Annotated in this window: 16 protein-coding genes and 1 pseudogene; 14 read left to right on the forward strand and 3 right to left on the reverse strand. The window is 71.4% G+C overall.

Features of this window, described 5'->3' with window-relative positions; translation table 11 throughout:
* Positions 1–110: 110 nt before the first annotated feature.
* On the reverse strand, positions 111–2,012 hold the full coding sequence (locus BIU95_RS08095; RefSeq protein ID WP_042537316.1) for a glycoside hydrolase family 15 protein: 1,902 nt from the start codon (positions 2,010–2,012) through the stop codon (positions 111–113).
* Positions 2,013–2,090: 78 nt separating this feature from the next.
* Complete coding sequence (locus BIU95_RS08100) at positions 2,091–3,155, reverse strand: App1 family protein (protein WP_042537314.1); 1,065 nt, start codon at positions 3,153–3,155, stop codon at positions 2,091–2,093.
* A 153-nt stretch (positions 3,156–3,308) separates the two neighbouring features.
* Between BIU95_RS08100 and BIU95_RS18190 the strand changes: the two genes are divergently transcribed.
* From BIU95_RS18190 to holA, 13 genes and pseudogenes are all read left to right on the forward strand, one after another.
* Complete coding sequence (locus BIU95_RS18190) at positions 3,309–3,956, forward strand: TetR/AcrR family transcriptional regulator (protein ID WP_017886649.1); 648 nt, start codon at positions 3,309–3,311, stop codon at positions 3,954–3,956.
* Between the two features lie 230 nt (positions 3,957–4,186).
* Positions 4,187–5,113 carry an ABC transporter ATP-binding protein gene (locus BIU95_RS08110; RefSeq protein ID WP_017886650.1) on the forward strand — a complete coding sequence of 309 codons (927 nt, stop codon included), beginning with the start codon at positions 4,187–4,189 and terminating at the stop codon, positions 5,111–5,113.
* The gene (locus BIU95_RS08115) at positions 5,110–5,826 is read left to right on the forward strand and encodes an ABC transporter permease (RefSeq protein WP_071251378.1); all 717 of its coding nucleotides are present in this window, start codon (positions 5,110–5,112) and stop codon (positions 5,824–5,826) included. The genes BIU95_RS08110 and BIU95_RS08115 overlap by 4 nt, the downstream gene beginning before the upstream one ends.
* A complete protein-coding gene (locus tag BIU95_RS08120; protein WP_071251380.1) occupies positions 5,823–6,551 on the forward strand; it encodes an ABC transporter permease in 729 nt (242 codons plus the stop codon). The genes BIU95_RS08115 and BIU95_RS08120 overlap by 4 nt, the downstream gene beginning before the upstream one ends.
* Positions 6,548–7,471: an ABC transporter substrate-binding protein gene (locus BIU95_RS08125; protein ID WP_017886653.1), complete on the forward strand. Its 924-nt coding sequence runs from the start codon at positions 6,548–6,550 to the stop codon at positions 7,469–7,471. The genes BIU95_RS08120 and BIU95_RS08125 overlap by 4 nt, the downstream gene beginning before the upstream one ends.
* 273 nt (positions 7,472–7,744) lie before the next feature.
* Positions 7,745–9,157 (forward strand): cytochrome ubiquinol oxidase subunit I, encoded by a 1,413-nt coding sequence (locus tag BIU95_RS08130; protein ID WP_017886654.1) that lies wholly within the window; start codon positions 7,745–7,747, stop codon positions 9,155–9,157.
* Positions 9,158–9,173: 16 nt separating this feature from the next.
* Entirely contained in the window at positions 9,174–10,178 is a 1,005-nt protein-coding gene (cydB, locus tag BIU95_RS08135) for a cytochrome d ubiquinol oxidase subunit II (protein ID WP_017886655.1), read from the forward strand.
* Positions 10,179–10,188: 10 nt separating this feature from the next.
* On the forward strand, positions 10,189–11,895 hold the full coding sequence (gene cydD, locus BIU95_RS08140) for a thiol reductant ABC exporter subunit CydD (RefSeq protein ID WP_071251382.1): 1,707 nt from the start codon (positions 10,189–10,191) through the stop codon (positions 11,893–11,895).
* A complete protein-coding gene (gene cydC, locus BIU95_RS08145) occupies positions 11,892–13,580 on the forward strand; it encodes a thiol reductant ABC exporter subunit CydC (RefSeq protein ID WP_042537310.1) in 1,689 nt (562 codons plus the stop codon). The genes cydD and cydC overlap by 4 nt, the downstream gene beginning before the upstream one ends.
* Before the next feature lie 50 nt (positions 13,581–13,630).
* Positions 13,631–16,192, forward strand: a complete 2,562-nt coding sequence (gene leuS / locus BIU95_RS08150) for a leucine--tRNA ligase (RefSeq protein WP_139179704.1) — start codon at positions 13,631–13,633, stop codon at positions 16,190–16,192.
* A 107-nt stretch (positions 16,193–16,299) separates the two neighbouring features.
* Positions 16,300–17,040 carry a ComEA family DNA-binding protein gene (locus tag BIU95_RS08155; RefSeq protein ID WP_071251384.1) on the forward strand — a complete coding sequence of 247 codons (741 nt, stop codon included), beginning with the start codon at positions 16,300–16,302 and terminating at the stop codon, positions 17,038–17,040.
* 718 nt (positions 17,041–17,758) lie between these two features.
* Positions 17,759–19,153: pseudogene (locus BIU95_RS19215) on the forward strand (ComEC/Rec2 family competence protein); the annotation flags it as partial.
* 301 nt (positions 19,154–19,454) lie between these two features.
* Positions 19,455–20,474: a DNA polymerase III subunit delta gene (gene holA, locus BIU95_RS08170; RefSeq protein ID WP_017886661.1), complete on the forward strand. Its 1,020-nt coding sequence runs from the start codon at positions 19,455–19,457 to the stop codon at positions 20,472–20,474.
* Between the two features lie 195 nt (positions 20,475–20,669).
* Here the strand turns inward: holA and rpsT are convergent, their stop codons facing one another.
* Complete coding sequence (gene rpsT / locus BIU95_RS08175; RefSeq protein WP_017886662.1) at positions 20,670–20,930, reverse strand: 30S ribosomal protein S20; 261 nt, start codon at positions 20,928–20,930, stop codon at positions 20,670–20,672.
* Between the two features lie 222 nt (positions 20,931–21,152).
* On the opposite strand from rpsT, the gene BIU95_RS08180 reads away from it, so the two are divergent.
* Positions 21,153–22,319 carry a pyridoxal phosphate-dependent aminotransferase gene (locus BIU95_RS08180; protein ID WP_071251390.1) on the forward strand — a complete coding sequence of 389 codons (1,167 nt, stop codon included), beginning with the start codon at positions 21,153–21,155 and terminating at the stop codon, positions 22,317–22,319.
* Positions 22,320–22,452 lie beyond the last annotated feature (133 nt).

The raw sequence follows: 22,452 nt of genomic DNA on the forward strand, positions 1-22,452 counted from the left end.
CACCGCGAGACGCCGTCGTGTCGTCGAGACGCCGCCAGATCCGGCGGCGTTTCGACGTTGTCGAGGCGTGGTGCGACGACGACGGCGTCTTCGCGGGGTGGAGCGAGGCGTCACGCGGGGGAGCCGGCTCGCTCACCCTCGCCGGTCCACGAGCGGGTGCCCCCGTCGTGCACGGACAACCGTGTGCGGTGTCCGACGGCGGCTCCCCGGGCGCGCTCGATGGCGTCGGCCGCCGACACCAGGGTGAGGTGCGACAGCACCTGCGGGGTGTTGCCGATGTGGTGGCCCGTGGCGACGTCGATCTCCTCGGAGAGCATGCCGACGTCGTTCGCGTACCCGACCAGCACGTCCATCAGGCGCTCGGCGTCGTCCACGCGGCCCGAGGCGGCGTACTGCTCCACCAGCCAGAACGAGCACGCCAGGAACGGGTGCTCAGCGCCCGACAGGCCGTCGAAGCCCGCGGTCGTGCGGTAGCGGAGCACGAGGCCGTCGTCCCCGACCCGCAGGTCCTCCTCGATCGCGCGCACCGTGCCGGTCATCCGAGGGTCGTCGGCGCGGCAGAAGCCGACCTGCGGCAGGACGAGCAGGCTGGCGTCGACCTCGTCGGTGTCGTAGTGCTGGCGGAACGATCCGCGCTCGGCGTTCCAGCCGTGCTCCTCGATCTCGGCGCGCACCGTGTCGCGCAACGTCCGCCAACGGTCGACGGGACCCTCGAGGCCGAACTCCTCGACCGCGGCGACCCCACGGTCGAAGGCGGCCCAGATCATCACCCGTGAGTGCGTGAAGCTGCGGCGCGGACCGCGCATCTCCCAGATGCCGTTGTCCGGCTCCTGCCAGTGCTCCTCGACGTAGCCGAGCAGGGCCCGCTGCAGCGCCCACGAGTCGGCGTTCTCCTCGACCCCGAGCTCGCGGGCGTCGTGCAGCGCGGACAGGACCTCGCCGAAGACGTCGCCCTGGTACTGCGTCGAGGCACCGTTGCCGATGCGGACCGGGGTCGACCCGAGGTACCCGGGCAACTCGGGGATCTCGCGTTCGGGCAGTTCGCGTTCGCCGGCGATGCCGTACATGATCTGCACGTCCGCGGGGTCGCCCGCGATGGCCCGCAGCAGCCAGCCCCGCCAGTGCGTGGCCTCGTCCCGGTACCCGTGGGCGATGAGCGAGGCGAGCGCGAGGGACGCGTCGCGGAGCCACACGTAGCGGTAGTCCCAGTTGCGTTCGCCGCCGGGGTCCTCGGGCAGGCCCGTGGTCGCAGCGGCGACGACGCCACCCGTCTCACCGTGGGTCATCGCGCGGAGGAACACCAGCGACCGGCGGGTGGCGGCCGCGTACCGGCCGGTGGTCTGTGCGGGCGCGGTCCATCCCGTCCACCACGACAGGGTGTGGGCGAGGGCCGCGTCGACGTCGAGGGGTTCCGGCGGTTCGCGGTGCGACGGGTACCAGGTGAGCACGGTGTCGAGCACCTCGCCGTCGTGGATCGTCGTGACGGCGGTGTGCCGGTGGTCGTCGGCACGGAACCGCGGCCCGCGGACGATCACCGAGCCGGGGCCGGCCGTCGCGAGGAGCGCCGGTTCGTCGTCGTCCCCGATCTGCCGGATCCACGGCAGGGCGCGTGAGTAGTCGAACCGGATGCGGAGCGTCTGGCGCATCTCGACGGTGCCGCGGAGGCCGCGGACGCGGCGCACGATCGACGGCCGGTGCGCCCCGACGGGCATGAACTCGGTGACCTCGACCACGCCGTCACGGGTGGTCCACACGGTGGAGAGCACGAGCGTGTCCCCGCGGTACCGCCACCGCGCGGTGGCGTCACCGTCGACGGGGCGCAGGGTCCAGTGTCCGTGGTCCTCGGTGCCGAGCAGCGAGGCGAACGTCGACGAGCTGTCGAAGCGCGGCAGGCAGGCCCAGTCGATCGTGCCGTCCCGGCCGACCAGGGCGGCGGTCCCGGTGTCGCCGATCAGGGCGTGGTCCTCGATGCGGTTCGGCGGGGTGGGCGGTGCTGCCGGCTCGGTGCTCATGGACCGATCGAACACCCGCTGGCCGTGCGCCGCGGTCCGCGACGGGTGGCCCTGGCCGAGACCGTTGTGAGGGGTCGCTCAGGCCGGTTCGGAGGCGTCGGAATCGATGATGCCGATGCGCGCGAGCTCGCTCCAGAGCCCGGCGCCGTCCGGGGCGTAGACCCACGGCGCCGAGGAGTCGCGGGAGCGTTCCTGCGCCCGCGAACGACCACCGGCCAGGACCGCTTCGCTCGTGGACAGCTGCCGGATGGCGACGCCCGCGACGTTGTCCGGGTGCTCCCGCGAGAAGTCGCCGTAGAGGCTCTCGTCGTGTTGCCCGTCGTCGCCGACCAGGAGCCAGCGGATGTCCGGGAAGTCCTGGGCGAGCCGCCGCAGGTTCTGCTGCTTGTGCAGCTGGCCGCTGCGGAAGAACCGGTCGTGGGTGGGGCCCCAGTCGGTGAGCAGCAGCGTGCCGGACGGGTACATGTTGCGCGACAGGAAGCGCTGCAGCGTCGGCGCGACGTTCCACGCCCCGGTCGACAGGTACACGGTCGGCGATCCCGGGTGCTGCGCCAGGATCCGCTCGTAGAGCACGGACATGCCGGGTACCGGGCGGCGGGCGTGCTCGGTGAGCACGAAGGAGTTCCAGGCGGCCAGCATGGGGCGGGGGAGCGAGGTGACCATCACGGTGTCGTCGATGTCGGACAGCAGCCCGAAGCGGGTGTCCGGGTGCACCACGAACACGTCGGCCTCGACGTCACGCCCGCCACCCGCCGAGAGTCGCACCGTGCGCCAGCCCGGCTCGAGGTCGATCGGGACGATGGTGTCGACGACGCCGCCACGGTCGGTCTGCACCACGTGCGAGACCCCGCCGGCGGTGACGGTGACCTCGGCGTGGTCGACGGCGACGCTCGTGAAGCTCTTCCAGCCGCGGACGCCGGCGTAGGAGACGTCGGAGGCGAGACCGCGGCGCGTCAGCAGCACGCGGCAGAGGATGCGGACCCATCCGGGTGCGCCGTAGCCGGTGTACGGGACCACCGTGGGGACCAGGCCGCGGCGGCGTGCACGGTGCTCGCGGAACTCCTGGACGGCGTCCTCGATGCGGGCCGCGCGGTGCAGGAGCGGCTCGGCCAACGACGGCTCGTGGGGCGTCGGGTCGGGCATGGCGTCATCCTCCCACGGGCGGCTGACGAAACCCGCGCGCTGGACAGAACTGGTGCGTCGCAACTGGTGAGTCGCAGCCACGTTCCAGGTCCGTTCTGCGAAAGTTGTCCCCGTCACGCCAACGAACCGCGCTGGAGCGCAAGAGGAGAACACGTGCTCGTCACCGAGGTAACGAACGCTCTGCCGGGGGGATCATCACTGCTCAGGAACGAGCCGGTCCAAGCCCGCAGTTCGGCGCGCCTCGCCGGCCTCCTCGACGCCGCTGCCGCGGTGATCGACGAGATCGGGTTCGAGCGGCTCACGACCGCCATGGTGGCCGAGCGCGCGGGGGCGTCGATCGGCACCGTCTACCGGTACTTCCCGGACCGCATCGCCGTGGTCGAGGCGCTCGCGATCCGCTGCACCCAGCGGCTCGCCGCCCGCTTCGTCGAGGCGCTCGACGCCAGCGGCGCCGAGACCTGGCAGGACGCCAACGACGCGCTCATCGACCTGACCGCCGAGATGTACCGCACCGAGCCCGGCTTCCGGGCGATCCGGTTCGGCGACCCGGCGGACACCGGGACCGGTGACGCGGAAGACCGCATGGGTGCGCTCGGCGCTGCCGTGGGCCAGATCATGCGCGACCGTTTCGGTCTGCCGGACGACGAGCACGTCACCCGTGCCTGGGTCGTCCTCGCCGAGTCCGGTCACGCGGTGCTGGCGCGGGCACACCGCGACCGTGAGCACCCCGACACCGAGCTGATCGAGGAGTACCGCCGGATGAACCGCGCCCACCTCGAATCGGTGATCGCCGCCTCCTGACGACCCCGTCGAACCGGCGCGACACGCCGGTGACCGAACCGACCCGCCCGTGTCCTCCGAACAGGAGGCGCGGGCGTCGTCGTCCCCCGACACATCGCGCTGAACCGGTGGTGGTCCCACGATCTCCCGGTCGTCCGGAACCCGTCACGCGGCGTCGTGACCGAACCGATGTCGGCACCCCCGGGTACTCTCATCCGAAGTCGGGCTACCTCCGAACAGAAGGGCACCCCATGATCGAGTTCCGCTCGGTGCGCAAGACCTACCCGGACGGCACGACTGCGGTCGAGCACTTCGATCTGGTCATCCCGTCCCGGACCACCACCGTCTTCGTCGGATCCAGCGGCTGCGGCAAGACCACGCTGCTCCGCATGATCAACCGCATGGTCGACCCCACCTCCGGCACCGTCGAGATCGACGGGTCGGACGTCGCCGGGATCAACCCCGTCGAGCTCCGTCGCCACATCGGGTACGTCATGCAGAACTCCGGACTGCTGCCGCACCGCAAGGTCGTCGACAACATCGCGACGGTCCCGCTGCTGACCGGCGTCTCCAAGGCCGATGCCCGCAAGCGTGCCCTCGAACTCATGGACACCGTCGGACTCGACCGCGCGTTCGCAGACCGCTACCCGTCGCAGCTCTCCGGCGGCCAGCAGCAGCGCGTCGGGGTCGCCCGCGGGCTCGCCGTCGACCCGAACATCCTGCTCATGGACGAGCCGTTCGGGGCCGTCGACCCCCTGGTGCGCAACGACCTGCAGGACGAACTCATCCGGCTGCAGCGCGAGCTCGGCAAGACCGTCGTGTTCGTGACGCACGACATCGACGAGGCGTTCAAGCTCGGCGACCAGGTCGTCATCCTCAAGAAGGGCGGCGAGATCGCCCAGCAGGGGACGCCGGCCGAGATCCTCGCCGCACCCGCTGACGACTTCGTCGCGACGTTCATCGGCGCAGGCCGCGGGCGCCGTGCGCTGCGGGTCGAGCAGACCCCGACCGGTCCGATCGTCGTCGACGGCGAAGGGCGTGCAGCCGGTGTGCTGACTGGCCCCGTCGGGGTCGTCGACGCCGCCCAGGCCGTGCCCCAGTCCGACACCCGAGCAGCAGAGGCCGGAGCGTCGCACGACGCACCGGGTGCTCCGGCGCAAGGTGGGGGCACCCGGTGAAGTGGGTGCTGGCGAACCTCGACACGATCTGGGACAACACGGTCTCCCACCTCGCGATCGCGATCCCGCCGATCATCGTGGCGTTCCTGCTGTCGATCCCCATCGGGTGGCTGGTCGTCCGACTGCAGCGGCCCGGTGGGTCGCGCTTCGCGTCCGGGGTGGGGAGCAGCATCGTGACCCTCGCCGGTCTGCTGTACGCGATCCCGTCGCTCGCCCTGTTCGTGGCGCTGCCGGGCATCATCGGCACCGGCCTGCAGAGCCCGATCAACGTCGTCATCGGCCTGACCCTGTACGGCCTCGCACTCATGGTGCGGTCCACGGTCGACGGGCTGACCTCGATCGACGCCGAGACCAAGTCCGCCTCGACCGCCATGGGCTACTCGCCGGCGCAGCGCTTCTTCCGGGTGGAACTCCCGCTCGCCGGTCCGGTGCTGCTGGCCGGTCTCCGGGTCGTCGCGGTCTCCACGATCTCGCTGACCACGGTCGGCGCGGTCCTCGGGATCCCGAGCCTCGGCCTGCTGTTCACCGACGGCCTGGGTCGCGGGATCTACGAAGAGATCCTCTCCGGCATCGTCATGGTGCTCGTGCTCGCGTTCGCCATCGACGGCCTGCTGGTGCTGCTCGGGCGACTGGTGATGCCGTGGACCCGCACGAGCTCGGTGTCGCGTCGTCAGTCCCGTCGGGTCCTGCAAGCAGCGGAGGTCTCCTCGTGATCATCGGACAGGCCTTCGCGTGGGTGTTCGACCCCACGAACTACGGCGGCTACAACGGCATCCCCACGCGCGTGTGGGAGCACGTCTGGATCACCCTGCTCGCGGTGCTCATCGCGGCGGCCATCGCGGTGCCGGTCGGCTACGCGATCGGGCACACCCGCCGAGCACGCGGTGTCTCGATCGCCGTCTCCGGCGGGGTGCGTGCGCTCCCGACGCTCGGTGTGCTCTCGCTCTTCGGCCTGCTGCTCGGCATCGGGCTGCAGGCACCATTGCTCGCGCTCGTCATCCTGGCGATCCCGTCGGTGCTCGCCGGTGCCTACTCCGGCATCGAGTCCGTCGACCCGGGTGTCGTCGACGCCGCGAAGGCCCAGGGCATGACCGGGTGGCAGATCCTGTGGAAGGTCGAGATCCCACTCGGGCTCCCGCTCCTGATCGGTGGGATCCGCGCAGCGGTGCTGCAGGTCGTCGCGACCGCCACGCTCGCCGCGTACGTCGGGGCCGGTGGCCTCGGCGGCTACTTCTTCCTCGGCCTGAAGACCCAGGACTACGCCGAGATGCTCGGCGCCTCCATCCTCGTGATCGCCCTCGCGATCGCGTTCGAGATCGTGTTCGCCGTGCTGCAGCGGGCGGCGGTGCCGAAGGGCACCGCGGACCCGTCGGCCCGACAGCGTCAGGGGTCGCGAGAGCGAGCCCGCAATCCACTCCCGGAAGGAAATCCCTCGTGATCACAGCACCCAAGATCCGCGCCGGAGTCGCCGCCGCGATGGCGGTGGGCGTCGTCGCCGCCCTCGCCGGCTGCGCGTCGAGCGACCCGCTCGACAGCGGCTCCAGCAACTCGTCCGACTCGAAGACCATCGTCGTCGGCTCGCAGCAGTACTACTCGAACGAGATCATCGCCGAGCTCTACGCCCAGGTCCTCGAGAAGGACGGCTTCGAGGTCAAGCGCAACTTCAACATCGGGCAGCGCGAGGTCTACATCCCGCAGCTCGAGAAGGGCGCCATCGACGTCATGCCCGAGTACAGCGGCAACCTGCTGCAGTACTTCGACAAGGACTCCGACGCGAAGACCGCCGACCAGATCGACGACGGACTCGACAAGGCCCTGCCGAAGGGCCTCCGCGTCCTCGACGAGGCCGAGGCGACCGACCAGGACAGCTACACCGTCACGAAGAAGTTCTCCGAGGACAACGACGTCACGAGCCTGGCCGACCTGAAGAACGTCGACGAGAAGCTCACCGTGGGTGCCAACTCTGAGAACCAGACCCGGCCGTACGGGCCGAAGGGGCTCAAGTCGGTCTACGGCGTCGACGTCGACTTCAAGGCGATCGAGGACGGCGGTGGCGCCCTGACCGTCAAGGCGCTCAAGGACGACACCGTCCAGCTGGCTGACATCTACACGGCCGACCCGAGCATCAAGGCGAACGGCTTCGTCACGCTGAAGGACCCGGAGAACCTGATCCTGCCGCAGAACGTGGTGCCGGTCGTCTCGAAGAAGGTCAACGAGAAGGCTGCCGACGCGATCGACTCGGTCAACGAGAAGCTCACGACGGATGCCCTGATCGAGCTCAACACCAAGAGCACGGCCGACAAGGAGAAGGCGTCCACCATCGCCGAGGACTGGCTCAAGGCCGAGGGTCTGCTGTAGCCACAGCTCCACGAACGAAGCGACAGGCGTCGGGTGTCCACCTGGCGCCTGTCGTCGTTTCCGGACCGGGCGAAGCGAACATCCGTGCCGCACGGTTGTGCCGTGCAGGGGCTTTGCACGTTTGTGCACGCGAGGGTTCTACAAGTTGTCGAATCGACGGACGTCGCGATAGCGTTGGGGTGTCCCAAGGGCTGTGACACCTGATGTATCCGTTCCACAGGAAGCAACTGACGTGCACGAACAGCGCGCGGCCACCCGTCTCGGAAACGCCGCATGAACGACCTCCTCGATCCGCTCCTCTTGTCGCGGTGGCAGTTCGGTCTGACGACCATCTACCACTTCCTCTTCGTCCCGTTGACGATCGGCATGGCGGCCGTGGTGGCCGTGTTCCAGACCGCCTGGTACCGCACCGGCCGTGCGCACTACCTGCAGCTCACGCGGTTCTTCGGGCGGATCTTCCTCATCAACTTCGCCATGGGCGTCGTGACGGGCATCGTGCAGGAGTTCCAGTTCGGCATGAACTGGTCGAACTACTCGCGCTTCGTCGGTGACGTCTTCGGCGCACCGCTCGCGCTCGAGGGCATCCTGGCGTTCTTCTTCGAGGCGGCGTTCATCGGCATCTGGATCTTCGGTTGGGACCGCCTGCCGAAGGCCCTGCACCTGGCCAGCATCTGGTGCGTCAGCGCGGGCACGATCATGTCGGCGTACTTCATCATCGCGGCGAACGCGTTCATGCAGCACCCGGTCGGCTTCGCGATGAACGAGGCCAAGGGGCGCGCCGAGCTCACCGACATCTGGGCGGTGCTCGGCAACAAGGTCGCGCTGGCCGCGTTCCCGCACACGCTCTTCGCCTGCTTCATGGTCGCCGCGGCGGTCATCATCTCGGTCGCTGCCTACCACCTGGCCCGCAACCAGAACCTCGAGACGATGATGCCGGCGCTGAAGTTCGGCATGTGGACCATGCTCGCGGCCGGGGCGCTCACCGTCCTGACCGGCGACCAGCTCGGTCTGACCATGGTCGACACGCAGCCGATGAAGATGGCGTCGGCCGAGGCGCTGTACAACACGGCCACCGGCAAGGACGCATCGTTCTCGATCTTCACGCTGGGCACCCCCGACGGCGTCCACGAGCTGTTCTCGATCCGGGTGCCGTACCTGCTGTCGTTCCTGTCGACGCACACGTTCAACGGCACGGTCGAGGGCATCAACGACCTGCAGGCGCAGTACACCCAGGTCTACGGCCCCGGCGACTACAAGCCGATCATCTGGGTCACCTACTGGTCGTTCCGCTGGATGATCGCCCTGGGCGTCGGTGCGGTCATGGTCTCGCTCGTCGGACTCTGGCTGACCCGCAAGGGCCGGTTCCCGACGCAGCGTTGGGTGTGGCGCATCGCCACCTGGACGGCGCCGCTGCCGATGGCCGCGATGATCGTCGGCTGGGTCTTCACGGAGATGGGCCGCCAGCCGTGGCTCGTGTTCGGGCTGCTCCGGACGAAGGACGGCGTCTCCCCGAACGTGACCGGACTCGAGGTCCTCATCTCGCTGCTGGTCTTCACCGCGATCTACGGCACGCTGGCCGTCGTCGAGTTCAAGCTCATCAAGAAGGTCGCGCAAGAAGGCCCCGCCGACCCGGACGAGGTCGACGAGGAGACCGGCGAGGTCAAGCACGAAGTGACGGTCTACTAGAAATGGACGCTGCCTGATGGATCTCCCCGTTCTCTGGTTCGCGATCGTCGGCGTCTTCTTCGTCGGCTACTTCGTCCTCGACGGATTCGACTTCGGTGTCGGCATGTCCCTGCCGTTCCTCGGCAAGGACGACACCGACCGTCGGGTCCTGATCAACACCATCGGCCCGGTCTGGGACCTCAACGAGACCTGGGTCATCGTGGCCGGCGCCTGCCTGTTCGCGGCGTTCCCGGAGTGGTACGCCACAATGTTCTCCGGGTTCTACCTGGCGCTGTTGCTCATCCTCGCCGCGCTCATCGCCCGAGGGGTGTCGTTCGAGTACCGGCACCAGAACAAGCACCTCGAGTGGAAGCGCCGCTTCGACCTGATGATCATCGTCGGCAGCGCCGTGCCGTCGTTCCTGTGGGGCGTCGCGTTCGGCAACGTCGTCCGTGGCATCCCGATGGACGCCGGGCACAACTACACCGGCACGTTCTTCGACCTGCTCAACCCGTTCGCGCTGCTGACCGGTGCCGCGACGCTGCTGGTGTTCTTCACCCACGGTGTCGTCTTCGTCGCGCTGAAGACCGAAGGCGAGATCCGCGAACGCGCCAAGCGCCTGGCGACCCGGGCCGGCATCGTCACGATCGTCGTCGGCGCCACGTTCCTGGTGTCGATGGCCTTCGTCCGCGCCACCCCGGCCTCGCTGGTGCTCTCCGTGGTCGCCGCCCTGGCCCTGGTGCTCGCGGTGCTCTGCAACGCCTGGGGCAAGGAGGGACGCGCCTTCACCCTGATGGCGGTCACCATCGCCGCGATCGTGCTCGCGATGTTCACGGCGATCTTCCCCGACGTGATGCCCGCTTCGAACGACGTCGCGAACAGCCTGAACGTGTACAACGCCTCGTCCGGGTCGTACACGCTGAGCGTGATGAGCTGGGTCGCGCTGATCTTCGTGCCGCTGGTCTTCGCCTACCAGGCCTGGACCTACTGGATCTTCCGCAAGCGCGTCTCCCGCGCCCAGATCACCGCGGCAGCGCACTAGGCATCCGACGATGAAGCCCCTCGACCCCCGACTCCTGCGGCTGTCCCGGACCGCGCGCGGCTTCATCGTCGCGGCCGCCGGCACGGGGGTCCTGCGCACGCTCGCGACCATCGCGATCGCGTGGGGGATCGCCGCGGCCGTCACCCTCGGGGTCGACGCCGTGCACGACGGCACGGTGCCGGCCGCGTTCGGGCAGGCGCTCGCCCTGCTCGGCGGGGCGTTCGTCCTGCGGGCAGTGGCGGCGTGGGCCACCGACGACCTGGCAGCCCGCGCCGCGGCGAAGGTGAAGAGCGAGATGCGCACGACGGTGCTCGCCCGTGCCGCCGAGCGCGGTCCGTCGTGGCTCGCCGGCCGGTCGAGCGCTGGCTTCGCCACCACGCTCGGCCCCGGACTCGACGCCCTCGACGCCTACTTCGGCCGGTACCTGCCGCAGCTCGCGCTCACCGCGATCGCGACGCCGGTGCTCCTGGTCGCGATCGGCGTGGGCGACCTGACCAGCGGGCTGATCATCCTGTTCGCCCTGCCGGTGATCCCGGTCTTCATGATCCTGATCGGCCTGGCCACGCAGTCGCTGCAGCGGAAGCAGTCGGACGCCCTCGCGAAGCTGGGGGGCGCCTTCACCGAGGCGGTCGAGGGGCTCGCCACGCTCAAGGTCTTCGGTCGTGCGCGCCGCCAGGTCGGTCGCATCGGGGCGGTCACCGACGAGTACCGCCGCGGCACGATCGGCGTGCTCCGGCTGTCGTTCGTGAGCGGCTTCGCGCTCGAGCTCGCCGCGAGCCTGTCCGTCGCACTGGTCGCCGTCTCGATCGGCATCCGCCTGGTGGACGGCTCGCTCGGCCTCGGCGCCGCGATGTTCGTGCTCGTCCTGGCACCCGAGGCCTTCGCCCCCATCCGCCAGGTCGGCGCGGACTTCCACGCCGCCCAGGACGGCGTCGAGGCGTCGGCCGCGGTGCTCGACGTCCTGGCGGACGACGCCGACGACGGTGACGCCCCGGCCCCGGCCCCGGCCCCGGGCCGCAGCATCCGGGTGCACAGCGGCGGGAGCGAGACCGACACCGACGGCGCCGAAGCCGCCACCGCCCTGGACGTCCGCGGGCTCACCGTCCGCCGCCCCGACGTCGTGATCGGGCCGTTCGACCTGCACGCCGAACCGGGCACCGTCGTCGTGCTCGCCGGCCCGAGCGGCTCCGGCAAGTCCAGCATCATCGCCGCACTCCGCGGTGTCCTGCCCCACGACGGCACCGTCACCGTGCCCGGCCCGGCCAGCGCATCCGTCGCCGAGCGCACCACCTGGGCCGACCAGCGGCCACGTCTCGTGCGCGGGACGATCGCCGAGAACGTCGCGCTCAGCGCGACCCCGGACGACGCCGACGTGCGCACCGCCCTGGGCGACGCGGGGCTGGGACTCGACCCGGGCCTCCCGGTCGGCGCCGGTGGCAGCGGACTGTCCGGTGGCCAGGCGCAGCGCGTCGCCGTCGCCCGCGCGCTGTACCGCGTACGCCGCGCCGCCACACCCCTCGTGCTGCTCGACGAGCCGACGTCCGCACTGGACGCCGAGGCCGAGGCGCGCGTCGTCGCTGCCGTCCGTGGCCTGGCGGCCGGCGGCGCCGTCGTCGTGGTCGCCAGCCACCGACCGGCGGTCGTCGCCGCGGCCGACGTCCGCGTGGACATCGCGGTCGGCGGATCCGTGACGGTCCGCAGGGGGGTGCGCGCATGAGCCGGGAGGCCCGTGGCGGCTCCGTCCTGCGGCTCGCGATGCCGCACGGGTCGGGTTGGGCGAAGGCGGTCGCCGCCGGCTCGCTCAGCGCCGTCTGCGCCGTCGCGCTCCTCGCCGCCAGTGGCTACCTGATCACCCGCGCCGCCGAGCACCCGCCGATCCTGTACCTGACGCTCGTGATGGTCGGCGTGCGTGCGTTCGCGCTGGGGCGCGCCGTGCTGCGCTACGTCGACCGGCTCGCCGGGCACGACGCCTCGTTCCGGCAACTGGCCGTGGTGCGGACCGAGATGTACCGGCGGCTCGCGTCGATCGCGCCCGCCGGGCTCGGCCGCACCGGTCGCGGAGACCTCATGACGCGCCTGGTGACCGACACCGACCGGCTGCAGGACCTGCCGATCCGCGTCGTCGGCCCGCTCGTGTCCGCCGGGGTCGTCGCGGTGCTGTCGGTCGTCGCCGTGGCGCTCGTGTCGGTGCCGGCCGCGCTCGTGCTCGTCCTCGCGCTGGCGGTCGCTGCCCTGATCGGCACGATCGTCACCCGGTCGATCGCCGAGCGCTCGGACCGCGAGACCGCCGCCGATCGTGGTCGTGTCGCCGACCTCGTGCTCGACACCGTCCGCACGCTCGACGTCTTCGCCGCCTACGGCACCCTCGACGAACGGCTCGCGCACATCGCCCGGCTCGATGCCGGCGTCACCCGGGCCGTCCGGCGCCGCGGCACGGTCGAGTCGCTCGTCGGTGCCCTGGTCGGACTGGTCGGTGGCGGTGCGGTGATCGGGATCCTCGCCGTCGGTGCCCCTGCCGTCGTGTCGGGTGCGCTCGTCGGTCCGCTCTGGGCCCTGGCGGTCTTCGTGCCGCTCGCGCTCTTCGAGGTCGTCGGGACCGTCCCGCTCGCCGTCCTGACGCTCCGCCGGGTACGTGCTGCCGCCGACCGGGTCGAGCAGGTGGTGCCCGCCGAGGTGCCCGCCGGCATCGTCCCCGAGCCCGACGAGGACGCCGACCCGGCGTCGCTCGTGGTCGAGGGGTCGGTCACGCTCGCCGTGCAGGACCTGACCGTCCGCTGGCCCGGGGCCGCCGAGCCGGCGGTCGACGGGGTCTCGTTCACGCTCACCCCCGGCGAGGTCGTCGTCCTGCAGGGGCCGAGCGGCGCCGGCAAGTCCACGCTCGTCGACGCGCTCGTCCGGTTCGTGGAGCACGACGGCTCCTACACGCTCGACGGCGTCGAGGCGCGGACGATGCACCCGGACGCCGTGCGGGCCCGTGTCGGCCTGATCGAACAGGACCCGTTCGTGTTCGACCAGTCGGTGCGGCAGAACCTGCTCTTCGCCCGCGAGACCGCCACCGACGACGAGCTCCTCGCCGTGCTCGACCGGGTCGGCCTGGGGGACTGGGTCGTCCGACGGGGTGGGCTCGACGCCTCGGTGGGGGAACGCGGCGTGCTCGTGTCCGGCGGGCAGGCGCACCGGCTCGCCCTGGCCCGAGCACTGCTGCACGCGTTCCCGGTGCTGGTGCTCGACGAACCGACCGCCGACGTCGACCCCGACCTCGGCGACTCGGTGCTCCGCGACCTCGTCACCACCGCCCGCGCAGCGGGTCGGTCGGTCGTCATCGTGTCGCACGTCCCGGTGGCGCCGGACCTGGTCGACCGCACCCTGCGGATGCGGGACGGACGCCTGCTCGCCGGGTGAGCCGACGGGCGGACGCGGGACGGGCCTCCCGGCTTGTATCGTTGACGACCGTGACCACCGACCAGCACGCCGAGGACCCGAACGCCTACGACTTCCGTCGTATCCAGGAGAAGTGGCAGCCCCGCTGGGAAGCGCTCGGGCTCTTCACCACGGACCTCGACGACACCCGTCCGCGCAAGTACATCCTCGAGATGTTCCCGTACCCGTCCGGCGACCTGCACATGGGGCACGCCGAGAACTGGGCGCTCGGTGACTTCGTCGCGCGCTACTGGCGCCAGCAGGGCTTCAACGTGCTGCACCCGATCGGATGGGACTCGTTCGGGCTGCCCGCCGAGAACGCGGCGATCAAGCGCGGGGTGGACCCGAAGGACTGGACCTACGCGAACATCGAGCAGCAGAAGGCGTCCTTCAAGCGCTACGCGCCGTCGTTCGACTGGACCACCGAGATCCACACCTCGGACCCCGAGTACTACAAGTGGAACCAGTGGCTGTTCCTGAAGATGTACGAGAAGGGCCTGGCCTACCGCAAGGACAGCTGGGTCAACTGGGACCCGGTGGACCAGACCGTGCTCGCGAACGAGCAGGTCCTCGCCGACGGCACCTCGGACCGCTCCGGCGCCGTCGTCGTCAAGAAGAAGCTCACGCAGTGGTACTTCAAGATCACCGAGTACGCCGACCGGCTGCTCGACGACCTGAACCAGCTCGAGGGGCGGTGGCCGGCGAAGGTCATCGCGCAGCAGCGCAACTGGATCGGACGCTCGGTCGGCGCGGACGTCGACTTCGTGATCGAGGGCCGTGACGAGCCCGTCACGGTCTTCACCACCCGCCCGGACACGATCCACGGGGCCACGTTCCTGGTCGTCGCACCGGACTCCGACCTGGCGGCCGAGCTGGTCGCCGACCCGTCGGTGCCGTCCTCCGTCCGTGACGACTTCGACGCCTACCTGACGGCGACGCAGAAGACGTCCGAGATCGACCGGCAGAACGCCGACCGCCCGAAGACCGGTGTGCCGCTCGGCCGTTCCGCGATCCACCCGCTGACGGGGGAGCGCCTGCCGATCTGGGCCGCCGACTACGTGCTCGCCGACTACGGGCACGGCGCCGTGATGGCGGTGCCCGCACACGACCAGCGCGACCTCGACTTCGCGCGGGCGTTCGACCTGCCCGTCAAGGTCGTCGTCGACACCAACGCCGCCGTCACCGGCGCGATCCCGGTCATCCCCGAGGGTGCGACGCTCGACGACTTCGACGTACCGACCCTCGACCCGGTCGCCACCGGCGAAGCGCTGACCGGTCAGGGCCGGATGATCAACTCCGGGCCGCTCGACGGCATGTCGAAGCAGCACGCCATCACCGCGGCCATCGCCCTGCTCGAGGAGCGCGGCACCGGCCGTGCCGCCAAGACCTACCGCCTGCGCGACTGGCTCATCTCGCGCCAGCGTTTCTGGGGCACCCCGATCCCGATCATCCACGGCGCCGACGGCACGGAGCACCCGGTGCCCGAGGACCAGCTGCCGATCGTGTTGCCCGACACCGAGGGCCTCGACCTCAAGCCGAAGGGCACCTCGCCCCTCGGCGGCGCGACCGACTGGGTGAACGTCCCGAACCCCGTCGACGGCACCCCGGCCCTCCGCGACACCGACACGATGGACACCTTCGTCGACTCGTCGTGGTACTTCCTGCGGTTCCTGTCGGCGCAGGACGACACCCAGGCGTTCGACCCGGCTGCCGCGCGGCGCTGGGCCCCGGTCGACCAGTACATCGGCGGCATCGAGCACGCGATCCTGCACCTGCTCTACGCCCGCTTCGTCACGAAGGTCCTGTTCGACCTCGGGTACCTCGACTTCACCGAGCCGTTCTCGGCGCTCCTCAACCAGGGCATGGTGCTGTCCGGCGGCTCGAAGATGTCGAAGTCGAAGGGTGGCGTCTCGCTCGGTGACGAGCTCGACGCGAACGGCGTCGACGCGATCCGCCTGGTGATGGGCTTCGCCGGTCCGCCCGAGGACGACATCAACTGGGAGGACGTCTCCCCGTCCGCGTCGGCACGGTTCCTGGCGCGCGCGTACCGGCTGGCGCTCGACGTCACGTCGTCGCGCGACGCCGTGTGGGCCGACGGGGACCGGGCACTCCGCCAGGTCACCCACCGGTTCCTCGCCGACGCCCCCGGCATGATGGAGGCGTTCAAGTTCAACGTCGTGATCGCACGACTGATGGACCTGGTGAACGTCACCCGCAAGGCGATCGACAGCGGCCCCGGCGCCGGCGACCCCGCCGTGCGTGAGGCCGTCGAGACCATCGCCCTCGCGTTGAGCGTCTTCGCGCCGTACACCGGCGAAGAGATGTGGGAGCGGCTGGGCTACGAGGCCACCGTCGCCACGTACGGCTGGCGGAAGGCCGACCCGACGCTGCTCGTGCAGGAGACCCTGACGGCCGTCGTGCAGGTCAACGGCAAGGTGCGTGACTCGTTCGAGGTGTCGAAGTCGATCGAGGCGGACGAGCTCGAGCAGCTGGCGCGGTCCTCGGCGAACGTGCAGCGGTACATCGGCGACCGCGAGATCGTGAAGGTGATCGTCCGGGCTCCGAAGCTCGTGAACATCGCCATCAAGGGGTAGCGACCGTCGCTGGCGTCGTCCCTCACAGCAGGGGCGTTCGCGGCACCCGTCCACGGGTGTGACCTCCGGAGCCCGGCCGACCGGCCGGGCTCCGTAGCGTTCGGGGCATGTCGTCCCCGTCGCCCTCCGGACCCTGGTGGTCCCGCCTTGCGCTGTCACCACGGGCAGCCGTGGTGTTGGCGGCGGTCGTGGTGGTGGTCGCCGTCGTCGTGGTGCTCGTCGGGGCGCTGGTGTCGGGTGGCGGCGAGGGGACCGGGGGAACCGGTGGGGTCGTCGTGCGTGGGGCGCAGACGGCCGACGCGGGTGGGGAGTCAGGCGCGCCGTCACCGTCTGCCGGTGCTGCTCCGTCCGCTCCTGGTGCCGGGCACGTCGTGGTGCACGTGCTCGGTGCGGTGCGGCGGAGCGGTGTGGTCGAGCTGCCGGCAGCGAGTCGTGTCGGTGACGCCGTTCGACGTGCCGGTGGGGCGACGGACGACGCCGACCTCGACCGCCTGAACCTGGCCCGGGTGCTGACGGACGGCGAGCGGTTGTACGTGCCGCGGGTCGGCCAGCAGGAGGTGCCCGAGGCGCTCGGACCGGTGACGGGAGGTGGCACCGCCGGGTCAGCAGGCGACACCGACGCCGCCACCGGGGCTGGCGAGACCGGGGCCGAGGGGTCGGTCGTCGATCTGAACACCGCCGACCAGGCCGCCCTCGAGACCCTGCCCGGCATCGGCCCCGGGCTGGCCCGACGGATCATCGCCTGGCGGGACGAGCACGGTCGGTTCGGCTCGGTCGAGGACCTGCTCGACGTCAGCGGGATCGGTGACGTGCGGTTCGCCGAGCTGCGCGATCGCGTGCGGGTCTGAGGCGCGCGTGCAGCTCGCACCGAGCGCGATCGACCTGCGGGTCGCGGCGCCCGTCGCCGTCGTGTGGATCCTGACCGCCCTGCTCATCGGAGCGCCCCACGTCGCCCCGGTGGTCGCCGGGGTCGCCGTGCTCGTGACCGGTGTGAGCGGCATCGCGCTCCGCACGCGACGCTGCGGCGGGGCCGTGCGGGGCGTCGCCGGGCTGGTCCTCGTCGCCGGGGCGCTGGCCACGCTGCTCGCGGTGTCGGTCACCGTGGGGGATTCCCGACGGGCCCCGGAGGGACTGCGTGCCCTCGTCGCCGGTCCGGACGCCGGGCGCGTCGAGGTCGAGGCGGTGCTGTCCCGCGACCTCGTGCCGGGGGACCGCTCCGTCACCGCCACGCTCGTGCGTGCCGACGGGCTCGACGGGCTCCGCGCGCCGGTCCGGCTCGTGCCCGACCTGCACGGTGACGCACCCGGTGCCGTGCTGGCGGCCGGGGCTCGGGTCACCGGGTCCGCCGCCGTGCAGCCCGACCAACCGGGATCGGCGACCGCCTTCGTGGCGTTCCTGCGCGGGACACCGTCATCGGAGCCCGCCACCGGGCTGCTCGGCGCCACCGACACCGCCCGACAGGCGTTCGTCCGGGCCACGGCCGACCTGCCGCAGCCGGGGGCGGCACTGCTGCGGGGGCTGGCGATCGGCGACCGTTCCGGCCTCGACCCGGGGACCGAGGCGGCGATGGAGACCTCGGCGCTGACGCACCTGACGGCGGTGTCCGGGGCGAACTGCGCCGTGGTGGTCGGGCTGGTGGTCGTCCTCGGCCGCGCCTGCGGGCTGCCGCGCGGGCTCCGGGCCGCGGTGGCCGTCGTGGTGCTCCTGGCGTTCGTCGTCCTGGTGCGGCCCGACCCCTCGATCGTCCGGGCGACGGTGATGGCGATCGTGGTGCTGGTCGTGCACCTCGCCGGCAGACCCGTGCGGGGCGTGCCGCTCATCGCACTCGCCGCGATCGGCATGCTCGTGGCGGACCCTTGGTTCGCGCGGTCGTTCGCGTTCGCCCTGTCCGTGCTCGCCACGAGCGGCATCGTGGTGCTCGGCCCACCGCTCACCGAGCTGCTGGCGCGTCGTGTGTGGCCGCCGGTCGCCGCCGCACTGGCGATCCCCGTGGCGGCCCAGGTGGCGTGCTGGCCCGTGACGATCCCACTGTCGGCGGCGCTCCCGACCTACGCGGTGCCGGCGAACCTGCTGGCGGAGCCGTTCGCGCCGGTCGTCACGGTGATCGGACTCGCCGCGTGCACCGTCGCACCGGTGTGGCCGGCGGGTGCCCAGGCGCTCGCGGCCGTCGCGTGGGTGCCCGCTGCTGCCGTCGGGGGCATCGCGCACGGGGCGGCCGCCCTGCCGCACGCCTCGGCGCCGTGGCCGGCCGGAGTGCTCGGCGTGGCCGCCGCCGTGCTGGTGTGCGGCTGCATCGCGACGGCCGTGCTGGTCCGGGGCCGGATCGGCTCCCGGTTGCTGCTCGCCGCAGGGTCCGTGCTCGTGGTCGGTGTCGCAGCGGTCACCGTCCCGGTGCTCGTGGTGCGCGGCTCCGTCCCCGGCGACTGGTCGGTGGCCGCGTGCGACGTCGGGCAGGGCGACGCCGTGCTGCTCCGCGGCGACGACGCCGTTGCCCTCGTGGACACCGGCGACGACGAGGAACGGCTCCTGGCGTGCCTGGACCTGCTCGGGATCAGCCGGATCGACCTGCTCGTCCTGACGCACTTCGACCGCGACCACGTCGGCGCGGTGGGAGCCGTGGCGGACACGGTCGAGACTGCCCTGGTCGGACCCGTCGGACGCGCGTCGGACGGCCGGGTGGTCGACGACCTGCGGCGCGCGGGTGTGGACGTCCGGTCCGCCGACGACCGGGTCTCCGGCACCCTCGGGCCGCTCGTCTGGCGGGTCGCCTGGCCCCTGGCCGGCAGCCGTGACGCCGGCAACGACGCGAGCATCGTGCTGGTCACCGGGCCGGCGGACGGCAGTGCCTGCGCCGTGTGTCTGACCGGGGTCTTCCTCGGTGACCTGGGGGAGTCGTCGCAACGCCGGCTCCGGAGCTCCGGGGGACTGCCGGCGGGGCCGATCGACGTCGTGAAGGTGGCGCACCACGGCTCGGCGGACCAGGACCCGCAGCTCTACCGGGGGCTCGCCGCGCGCGTCGGGCTGATCGGGGTCGGCGCGGACAACACGTACGGGCACCCGACCGCGTCGGCCCTCGACGTGCTCGATGCCGCCGGCACGCTGCCGCTCCGCACCGATCAGCGCGGAACCGTCGTGCTCGCTCGGTCCGGCGCCGACGAGGTGCGGGTGTGGACGGAACGCTCGCCGTCGGCGGCCGCCCGTAGGATCGACGGTGCACCACTCGACCCGGCACCGTCCGGGCCGGCACCACCGGAAGGACCACATGGCCGCCAAGAAGCCCGCGCGCGCCGCAGCGAAGATCGACCAGGTGCCCTGGTCGGGGATCCGTCCGGCGCCCGTCGTGCTCATCACCGGGCCCGAAGCGTTCCTCGCCGACCGCGCCCGCGGTGTGCTGAAGGACCTGCTGCAGGGCGAGGACCCCGCGCTCGAGGTGCACGACCTCGAAGCCGACCAGTACGCCCCCGGGCTGCTCGCCACCCTCGCCAGCCCGTCGCTGTTCGGCGAGCCGCGACTGGTGCAGGTGACCAACGTCGAGAAGTGCACCGATGCCTTCATCACCGAGACGATCTCGTACCTGCAGGCCCCCGCCGACGACGTCACCCTGGTGCTCCGGCACGGCGGCGGCATGCGCGGCAAGAAGCTCCTCGACACGATCCGCAGCGGCGTCGGCGGCGGGGTCGAGGTGCTCTGCGACGAGCTCAAGCGCGAGACCGACCGCATCGACTTCGTGAACGCCGAGTTCCGGGCCGCACGACGCCGGATCGCCCCGTCCGCCGTCCGCACCCTGGTGACCGCGTTCGCCGACGACCTCGCCGAACTGGCCGCGGCGTGCCGGCAGCTCCTGGCGGACGAGGCCGAGGAGATCACCGACAAGGTCGTCGACAAGTACTACGGCGGCCGCGTCGAGACGAACGCGTTCAAGGTCGCCGACATCGCGCTCGCGGGTCGTTCGGCACCGGCGATCGTCGAGCTGCGACACGCCCTGGCCACCGGCGAAGCCCCCGTGCCGATCGTCGCCGCGTTCGCGAGCAAGATCCGCACGATGGCGAAGGTCAGCGCGTTCCGGGGCCCGAGCGGGCAGGCGGCCTCGGCGCTCGGCATGGCGCCGTGGCAGGTGCAGCGCGCACAGCGTGACGTCGCCGGCTGGAGCGAGTCCGGGTTGGCGAACGCGATCATCAGCATCGCGGAGGCGGACACCGCGGTGAAGGGTGGCTCGCGCGACGCGCACTACGCGCTCGAGGTCATGGTCCGTACCATCGCCCGACGCGGCGAGCCCCGCTGAGGCGAGTCGCGCCTCCCGGCTTTCCCGCGCCCGTCGGCCGGCGCTTCGTGAGCAGAAGGGGTCGGGTCCGCCATCGCGACCCGACCGTTTCTGCTCACGAAGCGAACCACACGCGCGCAGCGCGCACAGCGCCCCACGCACGACGAAGGCCCCGCACCAACGGTGCGGGGCCTTCGTACCAGAAGGGTCAGGGCGTCAGAGCGACGAGACCTTCTTCGCGATGGCCGACTTGCGGTTCGCGGCCTGGTTCTTGTGGATGACACCCTTGCTCACGGCCTTGTCGAGCTTCTTCGACGCCAGGGCCAGGGCCGCGACGGCCTTGTCCTTGTCACCGGCGGCGACGGCGTCGTTGGCACGACGGATGTGCGTCTTGAGCTCCGACTTGTACGCCTTGTTGCGCTCGGTGGCCTTGAGGTTGGTCTTGATGCGCTTGATCTGCGACTTGATGTTCGCCATGAATTGCTCCTGCTCGTCTCGTACGGGTGGGCGCGACCGCAGGGTAGAGGGGCCCTTGGTCGCATCGCGTTCCACCCGTGGGCGGGGAACGCGGAAGCCAGCCACCAACACTACCAGGCCGCGGGGCCGCCACCAAAGCACGAAACTCCGCCGGATCGGCGGAAGCCCGCGGCCGACCGCGCCGAAACGCTGTGGCAACACGCAGCGGATAGCGTGACGGACATGCCCTCCCTCGCACCGCGCATCGACACCGTGCCCGCCTCCGGCATCCGGAGGGTCTTCGAGCAGGCGGCCCTGCTGCAGTCGAGCGGCACCGACGTCACGATGCTCGTGATCGGCGAGCCGGACGTCCCGGTGGCGCCGCACATCGGCGAGGCGGCCCGTCGTGCGTGGACCGAGGACCGCACCGGGTACACCCCGAACGGCGGAATCGCGCCGCTCCGCGAGGCCGTCCGCGACAAGCTCCGCCGTGAGAACCGGATCGAGGCCGACCTCGAGCAGATCTGGATGACGATCGGCGCGACGCAGGCGCTGTTCCAGGCGATGACGCTGACCCTGAGCCCGGGTGACGAGGTGCTCGTGCCGGACCCCGGCTACACGACGTTCACGATGAACGCCCACATCATCGGGGCGACGCCGGTGCCGTACCGGCTGGAGCCGCAGCACGGGTTCGAGCCCGACCTGCCGGCCCTCGAGGCGAGCGTCACCGAACGCACCCGGGTGCTCGTCGTGAACTCGCCGTCGAACCCGCTCGGTTCGGTGTTCGGCGAGGAGACCCTCCGTGCGCTCCTCGCCTTCGCGAAGCGGCACGACCTCTGGGTGATCAGCGACGAGGTCTACGAGTACTTCACCTACGGCACCCGCCACGTCAGCCTGGCCGCGCTCGACGAGGACGACCGCGTGTTCTCGGCGTTCTCGCTGAGCAAGACGTACGCGATGACCGGTGTCCGTGTCGGGTACCTCGTCACCCCGAAGGGCCTCGGCGCGACGATGCGGACCACGCAGGAAGCGATGATCAGCTGCGTCGCCGAACCCGACCAGTACGCGGCCCTTGCGGCGATCGTGGGGGACCACTCCGCGGTGCGCGACGCCCGGGAGCACTACCGCGCGAACCTCGAGGTCGCGAAGGAGACGCTCGACGCCGCCGGCATCCGGTACCTCGACCCGCGCGGGGCGTTCTACCTGTGGATCGACATGTCGCACGCTTCCGACGGCGACATCGCCGAGTGGGCGCTCGGGTTCCTGCAGCGTGAACGGGTCGCCGTCGCGCCGGGCAGCGCCTTCGGACGCTCCGGCGAGGGGTGGATCCGCGTCTGCCTCGCAGCCACCGCGGACGACCTGCGGCGCGGCCTGGGCGCGCTGCCGGCTCCGGCGCGCGCGGCCGTCTGACGCGGTCCACACGGCGGGGAGGCCCGGTGCCGGTCGGCAGGACGGCGCACGGAACGCAGTCCTCCACCTGGTGCGAGGCTGCTCGCCCCGTGCCGAGCAGCATCCGGTCACCGGGCGGTCAACGGCGCACGGC

Source organism: Curtobacterium sp. MCBA15_007, from assembly GCF_001864905.1.
GTDB classification, from domain to species: Bacteria; Actinomycetota; Actinomycetes; order Actinomycetales; family Microbacteriaceae; genus Curtobacterium; species Curtobacterium poinsettiae.

Bases quoted from the DNA above. Each gene is read 5' to 3' on its own strand.
- BIU95_RS08095 (WP_042537316.1), bottom strand. From the start codon at position 2,012: ATGAGCACCGAGCCGGCAGCACCGCCCACCCCGCCGAACCGCATCGAG.
- BIU95_RS08100 (WP_042537314.1), bottom strand. From the start codon at position 3,155: ATGCCCGACCCGACGCCCCACGAGCCGTCGTTGGCCGAGCCGCTCCTG.
- BIU95_RS08110 (WP_017886650.1), top strand. From the start codon at position 4,187: ATGATCGAGTTCCGCTCGGTGCGCAAGACCTACCCGGACGGCACGACT.
- BIU95_RS08130 (WP_017886654.1), top strand. From the start codon at position 7,745: ATGAACGACCTCCTCGATCCGCTCCTCTTGTCGCGGTGGCAGTTCGGT.
- cydB (WP_017886655.1), top strand. From the start codon at position 9,174: ATGGATCTCCCCGTTCTCTGGTTCGCGATCGTCGGCGTCTTCTTCGTC.
- cydD (WP_071251382.1), top strand. From the start codon at position 10,189: ATGAAGCCCCTCGACCCCCGACTCCTGCGGCTGTCCCGGACCGCGCGC.
- cydC (WP_042537310.1), top strand. From the start codon at position 11,892: ATGAGCCGGGAGGCCCGTGGCGGCTCCGTCCTGCGGCTCGCGATGCCG.
- BIU95_RS08155 (WP_071251384.1), top strand. From the start codon at position 16,300: ATGTCGTCCCCGTCGCCCTCCGGACCCTGGTGGTCCCGCCTTGCGCTG.
- holA (WP_017886661.1), top strand. From the start codon at position 19,455: ATGGCCGCCAAGAAGCCCGCGCGCGCCGCAGCGAAGATCGACCAGGTG.
- rpsT (WP_017886662.1), bottom strand. From the start codon at position 20,930: ATGGCGAACATCAAGTCGCAGATCAAGCGCATCAAGACCAACCTCAAG.
- BIU95_RS08180 (WP_071251390.1), top strand. From the start codon at position 21,153: ATGCCCTCCCTCGCACCGCGCATCGACACCGTGCCCGCCTCCGGCATC.